The sequence below is a fragment of the Nitrosomonas mobilis genome (assembly GCF_900103035.1).
Taxonomy (GTDB): Bacteria; Pseudomonadota; Gammaproteobacteria; order Burkholderiales; family Nitrosomonadaceae; genus Nitrosomonas; species Nitrosomonas mobilis.
The window spans coordinates 134368-150093 of sequence record NZ_FMWO01000020.1 but is presented as its reverse complement, the minus strand read 5'-3'; the positions used below and the strand labels follow the sequence as shown (position 1 = coordinate 150093).

The 15726-nt window shown below is 49.8% G+C and carries 16 protein-coding genes and 1 pseudogene; 2 read left to right on the top strand and 15 right to left on the bottom strand.

Annotated features, from left to right (window positions below):
• Positions 1–632: IS5 family transposase (locus tag NSMM_RS01360; protein ID WP_143001817.1), on the top strand; the 632-nt coding region annotated here is incomplete at its 5' end.
• A 498-nt stretch (positions 633–1130) separates the two neighbouring features.
• Here the strand turns inward: NSMM_RS01360 and NSMM_RS01355 are convergent.
• From NSMM_RS01355 to fliL, 9 genes and pseudogenes are all read right to left on the bottom strand, one after another.
• A pseudogene (locus tag NSMM_RS01355) lies at positions 1131–1349 on the bottom strand (IS481 family transposase); the annotation flags it as partial.
• 65 nt (positions 1350–1414) lie between these two features.
• Positions 1415–3496: a coiled-coil domain-containing protein gene (locus tag NSMM_RS01350; RefSeq protein ID WP_090283845.1), complete on the bottom strand. Its 2082-nt coding sequence runs from the start codon at positions 3494–3496 to the stop codon at positions 1415–1417.
• Between the two features lie 144 nt (positions 3497–3640).
• Positions 3641–4438: a flagellar biosynthetic protein FliR gene (gene fliR / locus NSMM_RS01345; RefSeq protein WP_090283843.1), complete on the bottom strand. Its 798-nt coding sequence runs from the start codon at positions 4436–4438 to the stop codon at positions 3641–3643.
• 22 nt (positions 4439–4460) lie between these two features.
• Positions 4461–4733, bottom strand: a complete 273-nt coding sequence (fliQ, locus tag NSMM_RS01340; RefSeq protein WP_090283841.1) for a flagellar biosynthesis protein FliQ — start codon at positions 4731–4733, stop codon at positions 4461–4463.
• Positions 4734–4745: 12 nt separating this feature from the next.
• On the bottom strand, positions 4746–5450 hold the full coding sequence (fliP, locus tag NSMM_RS01335) for a flagellar type III secretion system pore protein FliP (RefSeq protein WP_143001815.1): 705 nt from the start codon (positions 5448–5450) through the stop codon (positions 4746–4748).
• 94 nt (positions 5451–5544) lie between these two features.
• The gene (fliO, locus tag NSMM_RS01330) at positions 5545–5988 is read right to left on the bottom strand and encodes a flagellar biosynthetic protein FliO (RefSeq protein ID WP_090283837.1); all 444 of its coding nucleotides are present in this window, start codon (positions 5986–5988) and stop codon (positions 5545–5547) included.
• Between the two features lie 5 nt (positions 5989–5993).
• Positions 5994–6437, bottom strand: coding sequence for a flagellar motor switch protein FliN (fliN, locus tag NSMM_RS01325; RefSeq protein WP_425412344.1), 444 nt, complete (start codon positions 6435–6437; stop codon positions 5994–5996).
• A gap of 102 nt (positions 6438–6539) precedes the next feature.
• Positions 6540–7532: a flagellar motor switch protein FliM gene (fliM, locus tag NSMM_RS01320; protein ID WP_090283833.1), complete on the bottom strand. Its 993-nt coding sequence runs from the start codon at positions 7530–7532 to the stop codon at positions 6540–6542.
• Between the two features lie 11 nt (positions 7533–7543).
• The gene (gene fliL, locus NSMM_RS01315) at positions 7544–8023 is read right to left on the bottom strand and encodes a flagellar basal body-associated protein FliL (protein ID WP_090283831.1); all 480 of its coding nucleotides are present in this window, start codon (positions 8021–8023) and stop codon (positions 7544–7546) included.
• A 329-nt stretch (positions 8024–8352) separates the two neighbouring features.
• On the opposite strand from fliL, the gene NSMM_RS01310 reads away from it, so the two are divergent.
• Complete coding sequence (locus tag NSMM_RS01310) at positions 8353–9537, top strand: type III PLP-dependent enzyme (RefSeq protein WP_090283829.1); 1185 nt, start codon at positions 8353–8355, stop codon at positions 9535–9537.
• A gap of 207 nt (positions 9538–9744) precedes the next feature.
• Here the strand turns inward: NSMM_RS01310 and NSMM_RS01305 are convergent, their stop codons facing one another.
• From NSMM_RS01305 to NSMM_RS01280, 6 genes are read right to left on the bottom strand one after another with little or no spacing between them, the layout of a single operon-like run.
• Positions 9745–11844, bottom strand: coding sequence for a M3 family metallopeptidase (locus tag NSMM_RS01305; RefSeq protein WP_090283827.1), 2100 nt, complete (start codon positions 11842–11844; stop codon positions 9745–9747).
• A gap of 60 nt (positions 11845–11904) precedes the next feature.
• Complete coding sequence (locus NSMM_RS01300) at positions 11905–13179, bottom strand: dihydroorotase (RefSeq protein WP_090283876.1); 1275 nt, start codon at positions 13177–13179, stop codon at positions 11905–11907.
• A gap of 5 nt (positions 13180–13184) precedes the next feature.
• On the bottom strand, positions 13185–14141 hold the full coding sequence (locus NSMM_RS01295) for an aspartate carbamoyltransferase catalytic subunit (protein ID WP_090283825.1): 957 nt from the start codon (positions 14139–14141) through the stop codon (positions 13185–13187).
• A 31-nt stretch (positions 14142–14172) separates the two neighbouring features.
• Positions 14173–14685, bottom strand: coding sequence for a bifunctional pyr operon transcriptional regulator/uracil phosphoribosyltransferase PyrR (pyrR, locus tag NSMM_RS01290; protein ID WP_090283824.1), 513 nt, complete (start codon positions 14683–14685; stop codon positions 14173–14175).
• Complete coding sequence (gene ruvX / locus NSMM_RS01285; protein WP_090283822.1) at positions 14672–15103, bottom strand: Holliday junction resolvase RuvX; 432 nt, start codon at positions 15101–15103, stop codon at positions 14672–14674. The genes pyrR and ruvX overlap by 14 nt, the downstream gene beginning before the upstream one ends.
• A gap of 56 nt (positions 15104–15159) precedes the next feature.
• Positions 15160–15720, bottom strand: a complete 561-nt coding sequence (locus NSMM_RS01280; protein ID WP_090283820.1) for a YqgE/AlgH family protein — start codon at positions 15718–15720, stop codon at positions 15160–15162.
• Positions 15721–15726 lie beyond the last annotated feature (6 nt).

Here is a 15726-nt window from a genome sequence, read left to right as displayed (position 1 = left end):
AACATGGATTCATCGCGCGTGGCGGTCAGATCATCGACGCCACGCTGGTGCCGACGCCCAGGCAGCACAACAGCCGAGGCGAGAAAGGACTCATCAAGCAAGGCGCGATGCCCGCCGACTGGAAGCCGGCGAAGCGGCGCCAGAAGGACACCGACGCGACCTGGACGAAGAAACACGGCAAGAGCCACTTCGGCTACAAGCTGTCAATCAGTGTCGACAAGAAGCACAAGATCATCCGCCGGATTGAGACCGATACCGCCTCCACGCACGATAGCCAGCACTTTGACAACGTCTTTGACACGAGCAACACGAGTCGTGATGTCTATGCCGATCGAGGCTACCCGTCGGAGGAGCGCGAAGCCTGGCTCAAGGAGAACGGTTTCCGAAACCAGATTCAGCGGAAGGGCAAGCGCAACAAGCTGCTGTCCGAGTGCCAGCAGCGACGCAACAAACGTATTGCCAAGACGCGCGCACGAGTCGAGCACGTGTTCGGCGCTATCGAGCAGATGGGCGGCAAGTTGCTGCGCACTATCGGTCAGGCGCGGGCCAACTTTGCGATGACGATGGTGGCAGCCTGCTACAACCTGAAGCGACTGGTCTACTTCGAAGAGACAGGAATCAGGGCCTTGTGACACCCGAAATGGGCCTAATCGCCAATGTCCTGGGCGATTCGAGGTAAAAACGGCGCGACATCGCCAGGAAAAGCGGCGATTTGTCATGGAAATCGAACCGAATTCGGCCGCGGTCATCATTTTGCGGCAGGATTTACTGAAAACCTCGGGTTATTCGAGGTGCCCAAACAGGTATAGAGCCTGTCACGGTTAGGATACCGAAGGTACGCGCCAAAGATGGAGATCCTGTGACATTTAAATATTGCAAATTGTATTTGCAACTTTACCTGAGAAATATCAGGACAGGTGCGACAAAGGCCCATACCTGAACTTCATCAGTACTCTTTACACTGAACACAATTCCTGATTCAATTCTGGTTCCAATTCACACCTGGGTAGAGATTTTCTTTGAAAATCTTGACGAGGCATGCCAATGGATGCTGTATTTTATTGAGAGGGTATAACAATTGTTATCGCCATGGCAGCATAAAATATGTGACACCAACTCAGCGGCATCCAGGCTACCTCGATCTCACCAAAGACTACATCGTTTTCCTGCTTCTTCTCCAACGCCTGTACCTGCGCCTCGGTCAGCACCGGACCAGTTCCAGCCACATGGCGTTCCAGCGAGGGCAAGCGTTTCCTGAATTTGTTGGAAACGCACACCTTACCAAATGCTGGTTGCTCCAGTGTATACACGGCAACAGCAGTCTCGGCGGCCTCCTCCACCAGATTCTTATGCGCTTGATTGATAAAGATTCGCACCTCTATCAAGCCGAGTAACCCTATCCTTTGACAAGGTTCTATTTCTGGATAGGCGCTGCGTGGTGATTCTGGAAATTTTCCGTGAGCTCAGATCCGGCAACCATTGCATTGGCCGGTTCATCATCACTCAAGTTCTGACCATCACTCCGCTCAGTTTCGATAACAGTAAACTGCTCATCGGATGTTGGCCGATCAACAAAAGTATTTGCAGTCGCCTCTGCATCTTCTGATAATTCATCAGTAGCGACATAATTCTCATCCTGGTCATCATTCTGTTCGTTTGCTAATTCCTCAAGACGGCTATGTATGGCTGCCGCTTCAGAAATCCCGGTTTGAATTTTTTTGCTGGCAAGTGTAATGGCTGCATTATCTGCCTCAATACGAGCTAAAGTGGTTTGCATCGCCATGGCTTCGACAGCTTCGCGCTCGATAGCGCGTTCAACGGCCAATGCATCTTTTTCTATTCTGGCTTGAATTGCTGCCAGAGCCGACGCTTCGGCTTTTGCCCGGCAGGAAGCGGCAGCAGCAATTTTTTCCAGCTCACCGAGTTTCGCTTCAGCTTTAGTGGTTGCAATTATTTGATTCTGGGCGATGACTGCAGACAGATCGGCCATTTTTTGCTCCATTTCCTGACGGGTGGCTCGTTCAATTCTGGCTTGCTGGATAGCAGCTAGTTTTTTTCTAGCATTTTCCAGTTTTCTGGCTTCGGTTTCAGCCAGATCCTGAGCCGCCTTTTCAACCAGTTTATCAATGTGTGTGCGCTCTTCGGCCAGTGCCATTGCCTGTCTCTCGGCTACAACCTTGTTTTCGGCGGTTTGTTTGACGGTTGCCTCAATGATCGCTCTGGCGCGTGCCTGTTTGATAGCGTCCTGTTGCGCCTTGATTCTTTCGCGAACAGCATCTGTTGCGGCTTTGGCTGCAATAGTTTTAGCCTGCTGTATTGCGATCTCTTGTTGCTCTGCCTGTATCTGTGTTTCAGCCGCCGCCTTGGCAGATTCCTCTGCCGCCAGACGTGATTCCGTTACCAATAATAATTGTTTGTCTGCGAGGGTGCGCTCAGCGATTGCTTGGGCAGCCGCTTTCTCAGTCTGTACTAGTTTTTCGGCAACGGATCTGGCTTCATTCTCGGCATTGATTCTCTCCCGGGCGGCTGCGGCTGCTTCGGATTCAGTCAGTGTGCGTTGTTCTGCAGCCAGTTTGGCGGCCAGGTCCATCTCCTGCCGGGCTTTTGCCTCCTCGGTGGCTCTCGTTTCTGCAGCCAGTTTTTGTTCTTCGGTTTCCCTGGCGAGTATTTCGGCACTCAAGCGCTCACGTGTTTTCGCTTCCAACGTAGTCTCAGCTGTTTCTCGCTGCTGAATTTCTACTAACGCCTGCTGCTCAGCAGCAGATCGGGAAGCCGCCAAGGCGATCAGCTTTTCCGATGCTTCAATTTTTGCACGTGCCAAGGCATTTGCCCGAGCTTCTGCTTCGTTTGCACAAAGTGCCGCGGCATGCGCTTCTTCATCGAGTTTTCTTCTGGCAATAGCGGCTTCCATTGCCTGTTCTTCAGCAAGTTCTCTGGCGCGCGCCTGTTCCAGCGTCCTGGCCTCTTCCTGCGCACGCTGCATAGCCTTCTCAGCCGTCAAAGTTTCGGCCTCTACCTTGGCACGCAAGTTTGCAATAATTTCCTTTTCGGCCCGCATACCGTTTTCGATCGTCTGGCGTAATTTTGCTTCCAGTAGCTGACGTGCCTGAGCATCTCTGGCTGCAAGGGTTTCGGCGCGTGCACGCGCTCTGGCCTCGTCAGTTGCCGCAGTCTCGGCCTTGATTCTGGCTTCCGCAGCCAGCCGAGCGCTCGCTTCAACCCTGGCGCGTGCTTCAGCAGTAACACGTGCCCTGGCTTCTGTTTCAATGCGATGCTTGGCTTCCTGAATGGCCAGGTCTTCACCAAAGCGCTGGTCATCGAGATCATGCTCCAGAAAATCATATTCGGCATGCATGGATGAAACTGGTTCAAGCAATTGTTCCGGAGAAGACAAAGTTTTGCCAGTATCGAAAGCAATGACGTTGGATTGCTGGTTCTCTTCCTCTGCTGAGGGTGAGATATTCAATATCGATTTGAAGCGGGACTTGAATGTCATAGTGATTACATTGCTCCGATGGATGAGTGCATGGAATTCTGGTTGTTGATTACTCGAATGGTTACTACTGTATCGCTAATGTATTCACGATAATCGAATGAAGAAACAGGTTAAATCCGCCTAATTTTCACGAAGAACAACGTGTCAGCGGGATTCTGCGGGCGCATCTGCACCAATCAGCGCGCTAACCAAGGCAAACCCGTCTGAAAACATCTGGTTAAGAACTGGAGTGAAATAGGGCAAGCTCAACGATATCATCAATAGACCGATGGAAAGTGTCAAAGGAAAACCAACCGCAAATATATTTAACTGCGGTGCGGCGCGTGTAAGAACGCCCAATGCCAGATTGGTCGCTAGCAATGCAGTCAGGACGGGTAGTGCCAGACGTAATCCCATCATGAAGATTTCCGCACCCCAGTTGGCGAGCGTGACAAATGTCGGCGAAGGGATGCCCACCATGCCGATCGGCAGAATGGCGAAACTTTGTACAAGCAAGGCGATCAGCTGTAAATGTCCGTCGATAGCCAGAAAGACAAGCGTGGCAAACAGGCCGAAGAAGCGACCGATCAATTGCATCTGACCTGATTGCTGTGGGTCAAAAAAAGTGGCGAATCCCAACCCCATTTGCAAACCGACGATTTCGCCAGCTGCTTCCACCGCACTAAAAACGATGCGCATGGCAAAACCCATGGCCAGTCCGATTACGATCTGCTGCAGTACAATGATGAATCCAGCGCCTGAGCCTGGATCAATCAGGGGAAGCGTGGGGAGCGTAGGGGCGATCAGTATGGCCAGCATGACGGCCAGTCCCAGTTTTACCTGGGCAGGAATACTGCTGCTGCCCAGTAACGGCGCACTGGCGATCAGAGCAAGTATTCGAGTTAATGGCCATATCAGACTGGCCATCCAGCCATTCAGCTCTGCAGTGGTGATGCTGAGCATGATCAGTCATGATCCGGCTGGACTAGCCGGCAGCTATCCACGGAATAGTAGCGTACAGCCTGCTAATATAGTCCAGCATTAACTGCAGCATCCAGGGTCCGGCAAATGTCAGGGCAAGAAACATGGCGAGCAATTTGGGAATGAAGGATAACGTCATCTCATTAATCTGTGTGGCTGCCTGAAAAATACTCACAATCAGACCGACTGCCAGCGCGGTCAGCAGAATGGGAGCAGAAATCAGCAAAGTGATTTCCATGGCCTGACGACCTATGTTCATGGCGTATTCTGGACTCATTGAATTACTCCTTCAAACGTAAAAGCTCTGAGTCAGTGAGCCAATCAACAGATGCCAACCATCGGCCAGCACGAACAACATCAGTTTGAACGGCAACGAGATGATCATCGGAGAGAGCATCATCATCCCCATTGCCATCAGAATACTCGCTACCACCATATCTATGATCAGGAATGGAATAAATACGACGAATCCGATCTGAAAGGCTGTTTTCAGCTCACTGGTGACATAAGCAGGTACCAGGATTTTCATCGGCACCTGTTCAGGAGTTTCAATTTCTTCATGACCTGAGATTCTGGCAAACAAGGCAAGATCAGTTTCGCGCGTCTGACGCAGCATGAAAGTTCTAAGAGGATCACTCGCTTGATCAACTGCCTCCATGATATTGATCTTATCTTCGGTAAAGGGCAGATAAGCCTCGGCATAAATGCGGTCGATGACCGGAGACATGATAAAAAATGAGAGAAATAAAGCCAGCCCGATCAAAACCTGATTGGAAGGAGAAGTTTGCGTACCAAGTGCTTGACGTAGCAGTGACAGGACAATGATGATCCGGGTAAAACTCGACATCATCAACACAATCGCCGGTAAAAATGTCAAAGAGGTCAGTAACAGCAGTGCTTGTAAGCTAAGGGTATAAGTGGTTGCACCATCCGGTCCAGGTGCGCTGGTAATGGCCGACAACCCGGTTTGTTGCGCCCATGCTGGCAGTGCCATCCCGGCTCCCAACAAAATGCAGGCTCTTATGATGCTATGCCTGTTTATACGGAGTATGCCAGTGGTTTTATCTGTCAGTTTTGAAACAGGGCTATTATTGGGCATGATCTTGTCGCAGATTTGCGCGTAATTTTTCCGGAAAGCTTTCTTTTGTTTCAGCATCGACCGGGGAATGAGCGATGATTTCTGATTTGTTGATACGATGCAACAGATTGACATGACCCGGCGCAACACCCAGTATTAACCAGGTACCATTGATTTCTGTCAGCACGATTCGCTCCCTCTGGCCGACGCTTGCCGATGCAATGATTTTGATCAAACCAGATTGATTGGCTGGATAAACGCCAAATTTCTTGAATAACCATGCGAGCAGTCCAATCAGGGTAAGCACTACCAACAAGCCCATTAACAGCTGCAGCATGCTTTCCGTCGAGATGACCGACGGGGGAAGGGGAAAACCCTGATCTTGCGCAGATTCCGCCTGTGATAATGTTGATGACAACGACATTGCTAGTGGCAGTAAACGAATATAAAACATGGATGTTAGCGGTTGAGTTTACGAATACGTTCGCTGGGCGTGATGATATCGGTCAGGCGAATACCAAATTTTTCATTGACGACAACAACTTCACCTTGTGCAATCAGACAACCATTTACCAGCACATCCATCGGTTCACCGGCCATGCCATCGAGCTCCACAACGGAACCTTGTGCCAGTTGCAGCAAATTTTTAATAGCAATTTTGGTTCGTCCCAGCTCAACAGTCAGTTGCACCGGAATATCCAGAATCATATCGATGTCGTTGCGGGTATCGTTGAGAACGCCATTTCTGGAAAATTGCTCAAAAACAGCCGAGGAGCGGGTTAATTCCTCGCTGCTCACTGAGCCTGGCTGTTCGGTATCTGTAGCGGTCGAAGTATCTGCTTCAGATTCGCCTGATGATCTGCCTGATGATCTGCCTGATTCATTAGTATCAGATGATTCCATAGTGCCTGCATTCTGCTCTTCCATGGCTCGCGTCCATTCATCATCTGCAACTTTTGGTTCCGTTAGGGTAGCTTCGCTCATTTAGTTCTCCGGGATGGTGATTTAATCATTGTCATTCTGGGTACGGATGGCTTTCACTCTGAGAGCATAGTGCCCATTGAGAATGCCGTAATGGCACTCCATTACCGGTACACCATCGACCATTGCGCTAACCATATCGGGAATATCGAGTGGCACGACATCGCCCTTCTGCATATTTAGAATCTGGTGAAAGGTGACGTTGGTTTTTCCCAGATTGGCAATTAATTCTACTTCAGCGCCTTGAACGCGTTTGGCCAAGGATTTGATCCAGCTTTTGTCTACTTCGAGATGATCACCTTGCAGGCTGCTGTTGAGTTGTTCACGAATCGGCTCCAGCATGGTATAGGGAATGCAGATATGAAATTCTCCACGATTGCCACCAATATCCAGCTCAAAAGTTGTGGTAACCACTATTTCAGCAGGTGTGGCAATACTGGCAAACTGTGGATTCATCTCCGAACGCACGAATTCAAATTTGATCGGGTGAACCGCTTTCCATGCTTTTTCATATTCTTCAAAAACCACTTCCAACAGCCGTTGGATAATGCGCTGCTCGGTCAGAGTAAATTCCCGTCCTTCGACCCGGGTGTGAAAGCGGCCATCACCACCAAACAGATTATCGACAATCAGAAATATCAGATCAGGATCGAACACCATCAGGGCATTGCCGCGTAATGGCTTCATGGTGATCATATTAAGATTGGCGGGCACAACCAATGAACGCACAAACTCGTTATATTTGACGGTCTTGACCGATCCGGTGGAAATATCAGCCGGGCGGCGCAACAGGTTGTAAAGCCCCGTTTGCAGAAATCTGGCAAAGCGCGCGTTAATGATTTCAAATGTTGGCATGCGCCCGCGCACGATACGTTCCTGCGTCGCCATATTATAGGGACGTACGCCTGCTGTATCCCCTTGGTTGTTGCTTGTGCTGGCGTCATGCTCACTTTGATTGATGCTGTCGTGATTCAACAGGGCATCGACTTCATCCTGAGTGAGAAAATTCTCTGCCATGATATGCGTGGTTACTGGATGATGAAAGACGTGAACAGCAAGTCCAGAATATCCGCCTGCAATGCTTCAGGTTCAATTTTCTGCTTAATAACCTCCGAGATATCCTGACTGAGTTGCTGCTTGCCCTCCAGCGTGGAGATCTCAGTTGGTTTCTTGCTGGAAAGCAGTAGTAGAATCTGGTTGCGGATTTCCGGAGTCTTACTGGCGATTACATCGACTACCTCGGTTTCATTGACTTTAATCACCAGCTCTACCTGCAGATAGCGAGGATCATCATCCTCGGATTGAAGATTGACCGTGAATGTCTCAAGCTTGATGAATTTGGCAGGGAGTTTCTTGACGGGTGCGGCCTCTTCCTCACCGACTCGCTGACTGTTCATGTAATACCAAGTGCCGCCGATTCCGACACCGACAGCTAGCAAGGCAATCAGAATGATCAGGAACGGCTTCTTTTTTCCTTCTGCACTGGGTGCTGCAGCTGCTTCACTCATGTTTGCTCCTTACGTGTTAACGATAGAGCGGCATTATGCTGAGTGCTTCGCAACTTCTAATTCGAAAATAATCACCTAATACACAGCCATTTCGCAGCATAAGAAAAACTGCGTCACGAGATAATATGCAACATGCTGATATATAATCAATATTACAGACGTTATTAAATACTTGATTCTCAAAAAATGCGGATTATAATGCGTACCCTTTAGCAGTCTATAAAGTTAATAAGGAGGTCATCATGAAAAGCAAGATAAATTTATTTATTTCAACAGATTGGATTCACATTCATATTCCCGAAACGTAGCGATAGCCAAAGGAACCCAACATGAAAAGACAAACTGCCGCCACATCCTTGCGACAAGCCCAAACTAAATCCGAATCCATCTTTGATACCCATCCAGAAGTTCGCCTGGATTTCTCCCAAGTCAAAGCTGCGCTTGCAACAGGATATCAAAAACCCTTCCTGCTGATCGATACCGCCATCATCCGGAATAAAGCCAGACGTTTCAAGGCTGCCCTGCCGCGTGTACATCCGCACTATGCCGCCAAGGCTAATCCTGATCCGCATGTACTCAAAACCATGATCGAGGAACAGGTAGGATTCGAGATTGCGTCCATTGCCGAGCTGGATATGCTAATGCAGCTGGGTGTGCCTGCCACAGAGATTTTTTATAGCAACCCGATGAAAGCACGTGCATATCTGGAATATGCTGCCTCCAAAGGGGTGGAATGGTATGTACTGGATAGCGTCGAGGAGTTACGCAAGATTGTGTCCATCAAGCCGGATGCCAAATTGTATCTGCGCATCGACACACCCAATATTGGCAGCGACTGGCCACTGGCCGGAAAATTTGGTACGCACCTGGGCGATGTTGCTGAAATTATCGAAGAAGCAGTACGATTGAAAGCAGATCTGGCCGGTGTGACTTTTCATGTGGGCTCCCAATGTCGTAATCCCCAGAACTGGCGGGTTGGCATCGAACGTGCCAAACAAGTGTTCGCCGAGATGCGCAACGCAGGACTCAAACCGCGCTTACTGAATATCGGCGGCGGCTACCCTGTTCGGCATACCAAGCCCATTCCCTCCATAGAGGTGATTGCCGAAGTAATCAACGAAGCCATTGCAGACCTGCCAGCAGATATTCGCGTGATCGCCGAACCGGGACGTTACCTGGTATCGGATTCAGCCTGTTTCGTGTGCAGAGTGGTCGGTACCGCTACCCGTAACGGCAAACGCTGGATGTACTGGGATGCCGGAATTTTTGGTGGCCTGATTGAAGTCAGTGAAGGGCTGCGTTACGAAATCCATACCGAGCGGAAAGGTTCATCAGTACCTTGGTCAATCGCTGGCCCCACCTGTGATTCCGTCGATGTGCTGATGCAGGAAGAAATGCTGCCGAACGATCTCCAGGAAAACGATTTCATTTTTATTCCAAATACCGGCGCTTATACAACTTCTTACGCCACTACTTTCAATGGCTTTCCGTTACCGGATGTTCGAGTATTATAGTGAATCCAGCAGCATATCAAGAGACGGCGTATGCGGTTCGGGTACGCCGTTTTTTATCCGGTGAAGTTCATGATTTCTACAGCACGGTATCACCCCAGCCAATAATAACCTGACATTGCACCATATTTTTCTCTGTGTGCGCTGGCTCGAGCTGCATACCTGCAGCCTGCAGAAAACAGCCGGCAGGTACAGCACGAGCTGCAAATTTTAATTCGCCATTCCATGATGACGCAATAACGCATCAATATTCGGTTCACGTCCCCGAAAGGCAATAAATGACTCCAGCGCAGACCGGCTACCGCCTACCGCGAGAATTTCGTTCCAGAAACGCGCACCGGTCTGCTGGTTGATTACCTGACCAGCTCCATTCTCCTCAAACATGCTGTAAGCATCAGCAGACAAAACCTCTGCCCATTTATAGCTGTAATAGCCAGCAGCATATCCACCTGCAAAGATATGCGCAAAGCTGTTCGGAAAGCGGTTAAATTCCGGTGGAATGATGACTGCCACTTGGCGGCGTATTTTATCCAGTTGCTGTAAAACCGTCTGACTGCCCTCTGGGTCAAAATCGGTATGCAGATGCATGTCAAATAGTGCAAATTCAATCTGGCGCAAGGTTTGCAACCCGCTCTGAAAATTCCTGGCAGCGAGTATTTTGTCGAATAACGCACGCGGCAGTGGCAATCCACTTTCCACATGTGCAGTCATGTCTTGCAATACTTCCCATTCCCAGCAGAAGTTTTCCATGAATTGACTGGGTAATTCGACGGCATCCCATTCCACTCCATTAATACCGGATACCCCCAGCTCGTCGATCTGGGTGAGCAAATGATGCAGGCCATGACCAAATTCGTGAAAAAGAGTAATGACTTCATCATGGGTAAACAAGGCCGGACGCAAGTGTCCACCCATGGTTACCGGAGTGGAGAAATTACAGGTGAGGTAGGCAACTGGTGTCTGAATCTCCGAGCGGCCGATTTCCGGCACCTCAATGCGGCGGCGTGTGATGGCATCATCCATCCAGGCGCCACCGCGTTTGCCAGGGCGAGCATAAAGATCGAGGTAAAACTGCCCGATTATCTCTCCTTTGCTATCGACAATATCAAAAAACTTGACAGTTTCGTGCCAACGTTGCGCAGGCTGGCCTGCCTCCTGAATGCGAATGCCATAAAGCGATTCGACCAGCTTGAACATGCCCGGCAGCACCTTATTTTCCGGGAAATACTGTTTGACCTCCTGATCAGAAAAAGCATAACACTCAATACGCAGTTTCTCACTGACATAGGCAATATCCCAGGCTTTCAGATCGTTAAGCTTGAGCTTATCTGTAGCAAACTGCTTAAGTTGAGCTAAATCCCTGACAGCATAAGGCTTTGCCTTGGCTGCCAGCTCATTGAGGAAATCCAGTATCTGTTGTGGAGTCTGTGCCATTTTGGAAGCAAGTGAAACCTGTGCATAACAATCATAACCCAGCAACCGGGCTTCTTCCTGGCGGAGTCGCAGAATTTGCTGGATCAATGGCATATTGTTGCGACTGGTTTCACCTTCAGCCAGTGTTTCGAGTTCACTGGCACGGGTGGCGTAAGCGCGGTACATTCGTTCACGTAACTCCCGATTGTGCGCATATTGCATGACTGGCAAATAAGAAGGGGCATGAAGGGTAAATTTCCAACCGGAGGTTGTAATCGCTGGATCACCTTGCGCCGCTTGTCTTGCTGCCTCCAGAACATCCTCCGGTATACCAGCAAGTTGCTCCTCGCGTTCGATGAGCAGAGAAAAAGCATTGGTTGCATCAAGCAGATGATCGCTGAATTTGGCGCTCAACGCCGATAATTCCTCCTGAATCTGCATAAATCTGACTTTATCAGCAGACGGCAATTCTGCACCACCGAGGCGAAAATCACGCAGCTGGTTTTCAATAATTTTTTTACGTGCCTGACTCAAATTATTGAATTCGGGACTCTCATGCATTTGCCTGAATTTGGCAAACAATACCGGGTCCTGGGATAACTCGGCATAGTACTGAGTAATATGAGGCAGATTGGTATTATAAATTTCACGTAACTCGGCGGTATTTACGACAGCGTTCAAATGCGCTATTTGTCCCCAGGCACGTGCCAGGCGTTCATTGACATCAACCATCGGCTGTACGAAATCCTGCCAGTTTGGCGAAATAGTGGCTTTCCTGGCTGTTTCCAGCACTACGCGGCAATCGCGCAACAGCTCATCTATTGCTGGTGTAATATCTTCGTTGCGGATAGCCTCAAAACGTGGCAAACCGGAAAAATCAAGTAGCGGGTTTCTCATAGATCGTCCAATATTTAGTGAAGAATGGTATTAAAAACGAACATCATGAACATCTCGGCATCATCCACGATAGACGAGATGTCCGGCAATAAAGGTAAACTTGACCTGCCCACATAATTCCGTGCCTATGAAGGGCGTATTTTTCCCTAAACTTTTAAGTGTCTGCGCTGTTATTACCCGGTCCTGCTCAGGGTCAAACACACACAAATCCGCACGTCCGTCCGGAATCAAGCGCCCATCTTCAATACCCAGAATACGTGCAGGACGATTCGTGATGCGCCCCAAGGCTTCAATCAGTGGCAGACGCGCTTCACGCGCCCATTTTAGGGTTAGCGGCAGAAGCAGCTCCAGACCTGTTGCCCCCGGCTCAGCCTGGGCAAATGGAACTAGTTTGGCATCATCATCTATTGGCGCATGATCCGAACAAATTGCATCAATGGTTCCATCCAGCAAACCAGCGCGCAATGCTTCGCGATCCTCGAAACTTCTGAGTGGCGGAATCAGGCGGCAATTGGTATCAAAAAATCCGATATCCATATCGATGAGGTGAACGTGATGAATGGCGACATCACAAGTCAGAGACAGTCCCTGCTGTTTGGCAGCACGCAGCATCGCTACTCCGGCCGCGCTGGAGATACGGCAAAAATGAACGCTGGCGCCCGTCTCTTTCATCAGCGCAAGGATATTGGCCAGTGCGATAGTCTCCGCACTCACAGAAATGATCGGCAATCCCAGACGAGTGGCAACTTCACCTTCATGCGCAACACCATGATTGGCCAGATGATGGTCTTGCGGGCGCAACCACACTTTGAAGCCAAAGGTGGCAGCATATTGCATCGCGCGCATCAACACATGCAGATTGGCAATCGGCGCATCCGCCTGACTGAATGCGATGCAACCTGCATCGCGCAACTCCGCCATTTCGGTCAGACGCTCACCCTCGAGCCCCTGCGTCAAAGCTCCTACCGGATACACCTGTGCCCGATCAAGATTTCTGGCACGATGCTTAAGCATTTCCACGAGCCCAGGCTCATCCAGCGGCGGATCGGTGTCCGGCGGACAAGCAAGGCTCGTCACTCCGCCAGCAACTGCAGCTTCCTGCTCCGATTCAAGGGTAGCCATGTATTCCAGACCCGGTTCGCGCAAGCGTGCCGCCAGATCGATCAAACCCGGACATACAATCAAACCGGTTGCATCGATTCTTTGGCAATCGGCAAACCCATCCGGCCTGACACCTATTGCCACAATTTTGCCATCCGCCAGAAAAAGATCATTTACCTGATCCATTTTGCTTTGCGGATCGATCAATCGCCCATTCTGGATACAAGTTTTCATGGTAATCAACTTTGAGCGCCAGCGAGAATTGACATGACTGCCATACGTACTGCGATACCAAAATTCACCTGCGGCAGAATCACAGATTGTGGGCCATCCGCGACATCGGAATCAATTTCGACACCCCGGTTCATCGGACCAGGGTGCAGAACGATTGCATCTGCTTTAGCCAGTGCGAGTTTGTGAGGTGTCAGGCCGTAATACTTGAAATACTCCTCACTGCTTGGCAAATGCGCGGATTGCATACGCTCATGCTGCAAGCGCAGCATCATCAACACATCCACATCTTTCAACCCTTGCGACATGTCGTGATAAACATGCACCCCCAGACGCTCAATTTTTGCTGGCAGCAAGGTTTTGGGTGCAATGACGCGAATCTCGGGCACACCCAGGGTGGTCAGCGCATGAATCTGGGAGCGTGCCACACGTGAATGCAAAACGTCACCAACAATGGCGACACGCAGCGCATGAAAATCCTGCTTATAGCGACGAATCGTGAACATATCCAGCAATGCCTGGGTAGGATGAGCATGCCAGCCATCACCGGCATTGATGACATGAATCTCTGGCCGTACATGGCGGGCGATCAGATGCGCGGCGCCACTTAAATTATGACGCACTACAAAAATATCAGCGTGCATGGCGGCCAGATTATTGACGGTATCCAGCAATGTCTCGCCTTTGGTTTGCGAGGAGACCGCCATATTCAGATTGATAACATCTGCAGAAAGCCGTTTGGCGGCAATCTCAAACGTGGTACGTGTACGAGTACTGGGCTCGAAAAACAGGTTAAATACCGACTTGCCACGCAACAATGGGATTTTTTTGACATCGCGCTCGGTGACACCTACAAACGATTCCGCGGTATCGAGTATCTGTTGCAGAATGGTTGCAGAGAGCCCTTCCGTGGTCAGTAAATGCCGCAACTCACCGCTTGCATTCAACTGCGGGTGTCTGCTCATAAGCCAGCACTATTTGTAGTTTGACATCCAGTCATGCGTCATTTTTTATATTAGACAGATGTAATTCCAGACTCAATCTATCATTTTCATTTTGTTTGAGTTCCAGCATACTGTTCCCCGGCAGGGATAATTCTGCGCCAGTATATTGCGGACTAATCGGCAGCTCCCGCCCGCCCCGGTCCACCAGTACCGCCAGATGAATACAGGCAGGACGACCGTAGTCAAATAGCTCATTTACCGCCGCACGCACTGTCCTGCCCGTAAAAAGTACATCATCTACCAGCAGGATTTTTCTGTCCTCTATGCTAAAAGGAAGCTCTGAGGGTCTGACCTGCGGATGCAGGCCGATTTTGCTGTAATCATCCCTATAAAAGGAAATATCCAGCATTCCGATCGGCATAGACAAATGTAGCGCATCATGAATACGCCGAGCAAGCCAGACGCCTCCGGTATGAATACCGACAATTACTGTATCAGTCGTAATAACAGGCCGCAAACGCTCAATCAATCCGGCCAGTAGTTGCTCTGCGTCAGGAAGAAGCATCAGGTGTGTCAAAAAAAGATTGAAGAATATGCTGTGCTGCGACCTGATCAATCATGGTGCGCTGCTTTGGCCCTATTATACCCGCCTCTTGCAGGGCAGAACGAGCTGTAATCGTGGTATAACGCTCATCAACCAGCGCGACCGGCAGCTTGAAACGTCCTTGCAGCCGCCTGGAAAAACGTTCGCATAGTGGTGTCAATGACTGCTCCGTACCATCCGCGTGCACTGACAATCCGACAACCAGCAACACAGGTCGCCACTCGTCGATCAACCTGGCGATAGCGTCAAAGCGCATATTGGTCATGACCGCATCAATCGTAGTCAAGGGATGCGCCAGTCGCAGCTCATATTCCCCAATTGCCACTCCAATGCGCCGTTCACCAAAATCAAAAGCCAGCACGGTACCGGATGAGCGCACGCTACACTGATACTCCGGCTGCCAGCTTGTTCGTTTTACTCAGATGAGAAATATTATTATGCATGACCAACCTGATTGGACAAATGACAAAAGTCGATACCCAAGAGCTGCATCGCAGCAGGTAGTCTTTCTTCAGATGGTATTTCAAACAAAATTTCTGCCGAGGCTGGAACGGTCAGCCAGGCATTTTTGGCAAGTTCTTGCTCAAGCTGCCCGGCAGCCCAACCAGCATAACCCAGTGTCACCAACATTTTGTCTGGTCCCTGATGATGGGCGACTGCCTGCAAAATATCAATCGATGCGGTCAGTCCTGTCGTCGCATTGGTAGAAAGGGTAGATTGCCATAGCCCCACTGGCTGATGCAGCACAAAACCACCATCAACCTGCACTGGCCCACCTAACAAAACCGGTAATGAGCCTTCCCTTAATTCCCCCGGGGAGATACCCAGATGTTGCAAAAGTTTTTCAACTGAAAGATCAGTTGGGCGATTAACGATCAACCCCAACGCACCATCTTCATTATGCTCGCAAATGTAAGTCAGAGTCTTAGCAAAAAATGAATTTTCGAGGCTTGGCATGGCTATCAAAAAATGATCAGTCAGATTGACGTTTTCCATTCCTAT

Bases quoted from the DNA above. Each gene is read 5' to 3' on its own strand.
- NSMM_RS01305 (WP_090283827.1), bottom strand. From the start codon at position 11,844: ATGAGAAACCCGCTACTTGATTTTTCCGGTTTGCCACGTTTTGAGGCT.
- pyrR (WP_090283824.1), bottom strand. From the start codon at position 14,685: ATGCTTCTTCCTGACGCAGAGCAACTACTGGCCGGATTGATTGAGCGT.
- NSMM_RS01310 (WP_090283829.1), top strand. From the start codon at position 8,353: ATGAAAAGACAAACTGCCGCCACATCCTTGCGACAAGCCCAAACTAAA.
- NSMM_RS01280 (WP_090283820.1), bottom strand. From the start codon at position 15,720: ATGGAAAACGTCAATCTGACTGATCATTTTTTGATAGCCATGCCAAGC.
- NSMM_RS01300 (WP_090283876.1), bottom strand. From the start codon at position 13,179: ATGAAAACTTGTATCCAGAATGGGCGATTGATCGATCCGCAAAGCAAA.
- fliL (WP_090283831.1), bottom strand. From the start codon at position 8,023: ATGAGTGAAGCAGCTGCAGCACCCAGTGCAGAAGGAAAAAAGAAGCCG.
- fliQ (WP_090283841.1), bottom strand. From the start codon at position 4,733: ATGAGTCCAGAATACGCCATGAACATAGGTCGTCAGGCCATGGAAATC.
- fliO (WP_090283837.1), bottom strand. From the start codon at position 5,988: ATGTTTTATATTCGTTTACTGCCACTAGCAATGTCGTTGTCATCAACA.
- fliP (WP_143001815.1), bottom strand. From the start codon at position 5,450: ATGGCACTGCCAGCATGGGCGCAACAAACCGGGTTGTCGGCCATTACC.
- NSMM_RS01350 (WP_090283845.1), bottom strand. From the start codon at position 3,496: ATGACATTCAAGTCCCGCTTCAAATCGATATTGAATATCTCACCCTCA.
- NSMM_RS01295 (WP_090283825.1), bottom strand. From the start codon at position 14,141: ATGAGCAGACACCCGCAGTTGAATGCAAGCGGTGAGTTGCGGCATTTA.
- fliR (WP_090283843.1), bottom strand. From the start codon at position 4,438: ATGCTCAGCATCACCACTGCAGAGCTGAATGGCTGGATGGCCAGTCTG.
- fliN (WP_425412344.1), bottom strand. From the start codon at position 6,437: ATGGAATCATCTGATACTAATGAATCAGGCAGATCATCAGGCAGATCA.
- fliM (WP_090283833.1), bottom strand. From the start codon at position 7,532: ATGGCAGAGAATTTTCTCACTCAGGATGAAGTCGATGCCCTGTTGAAT.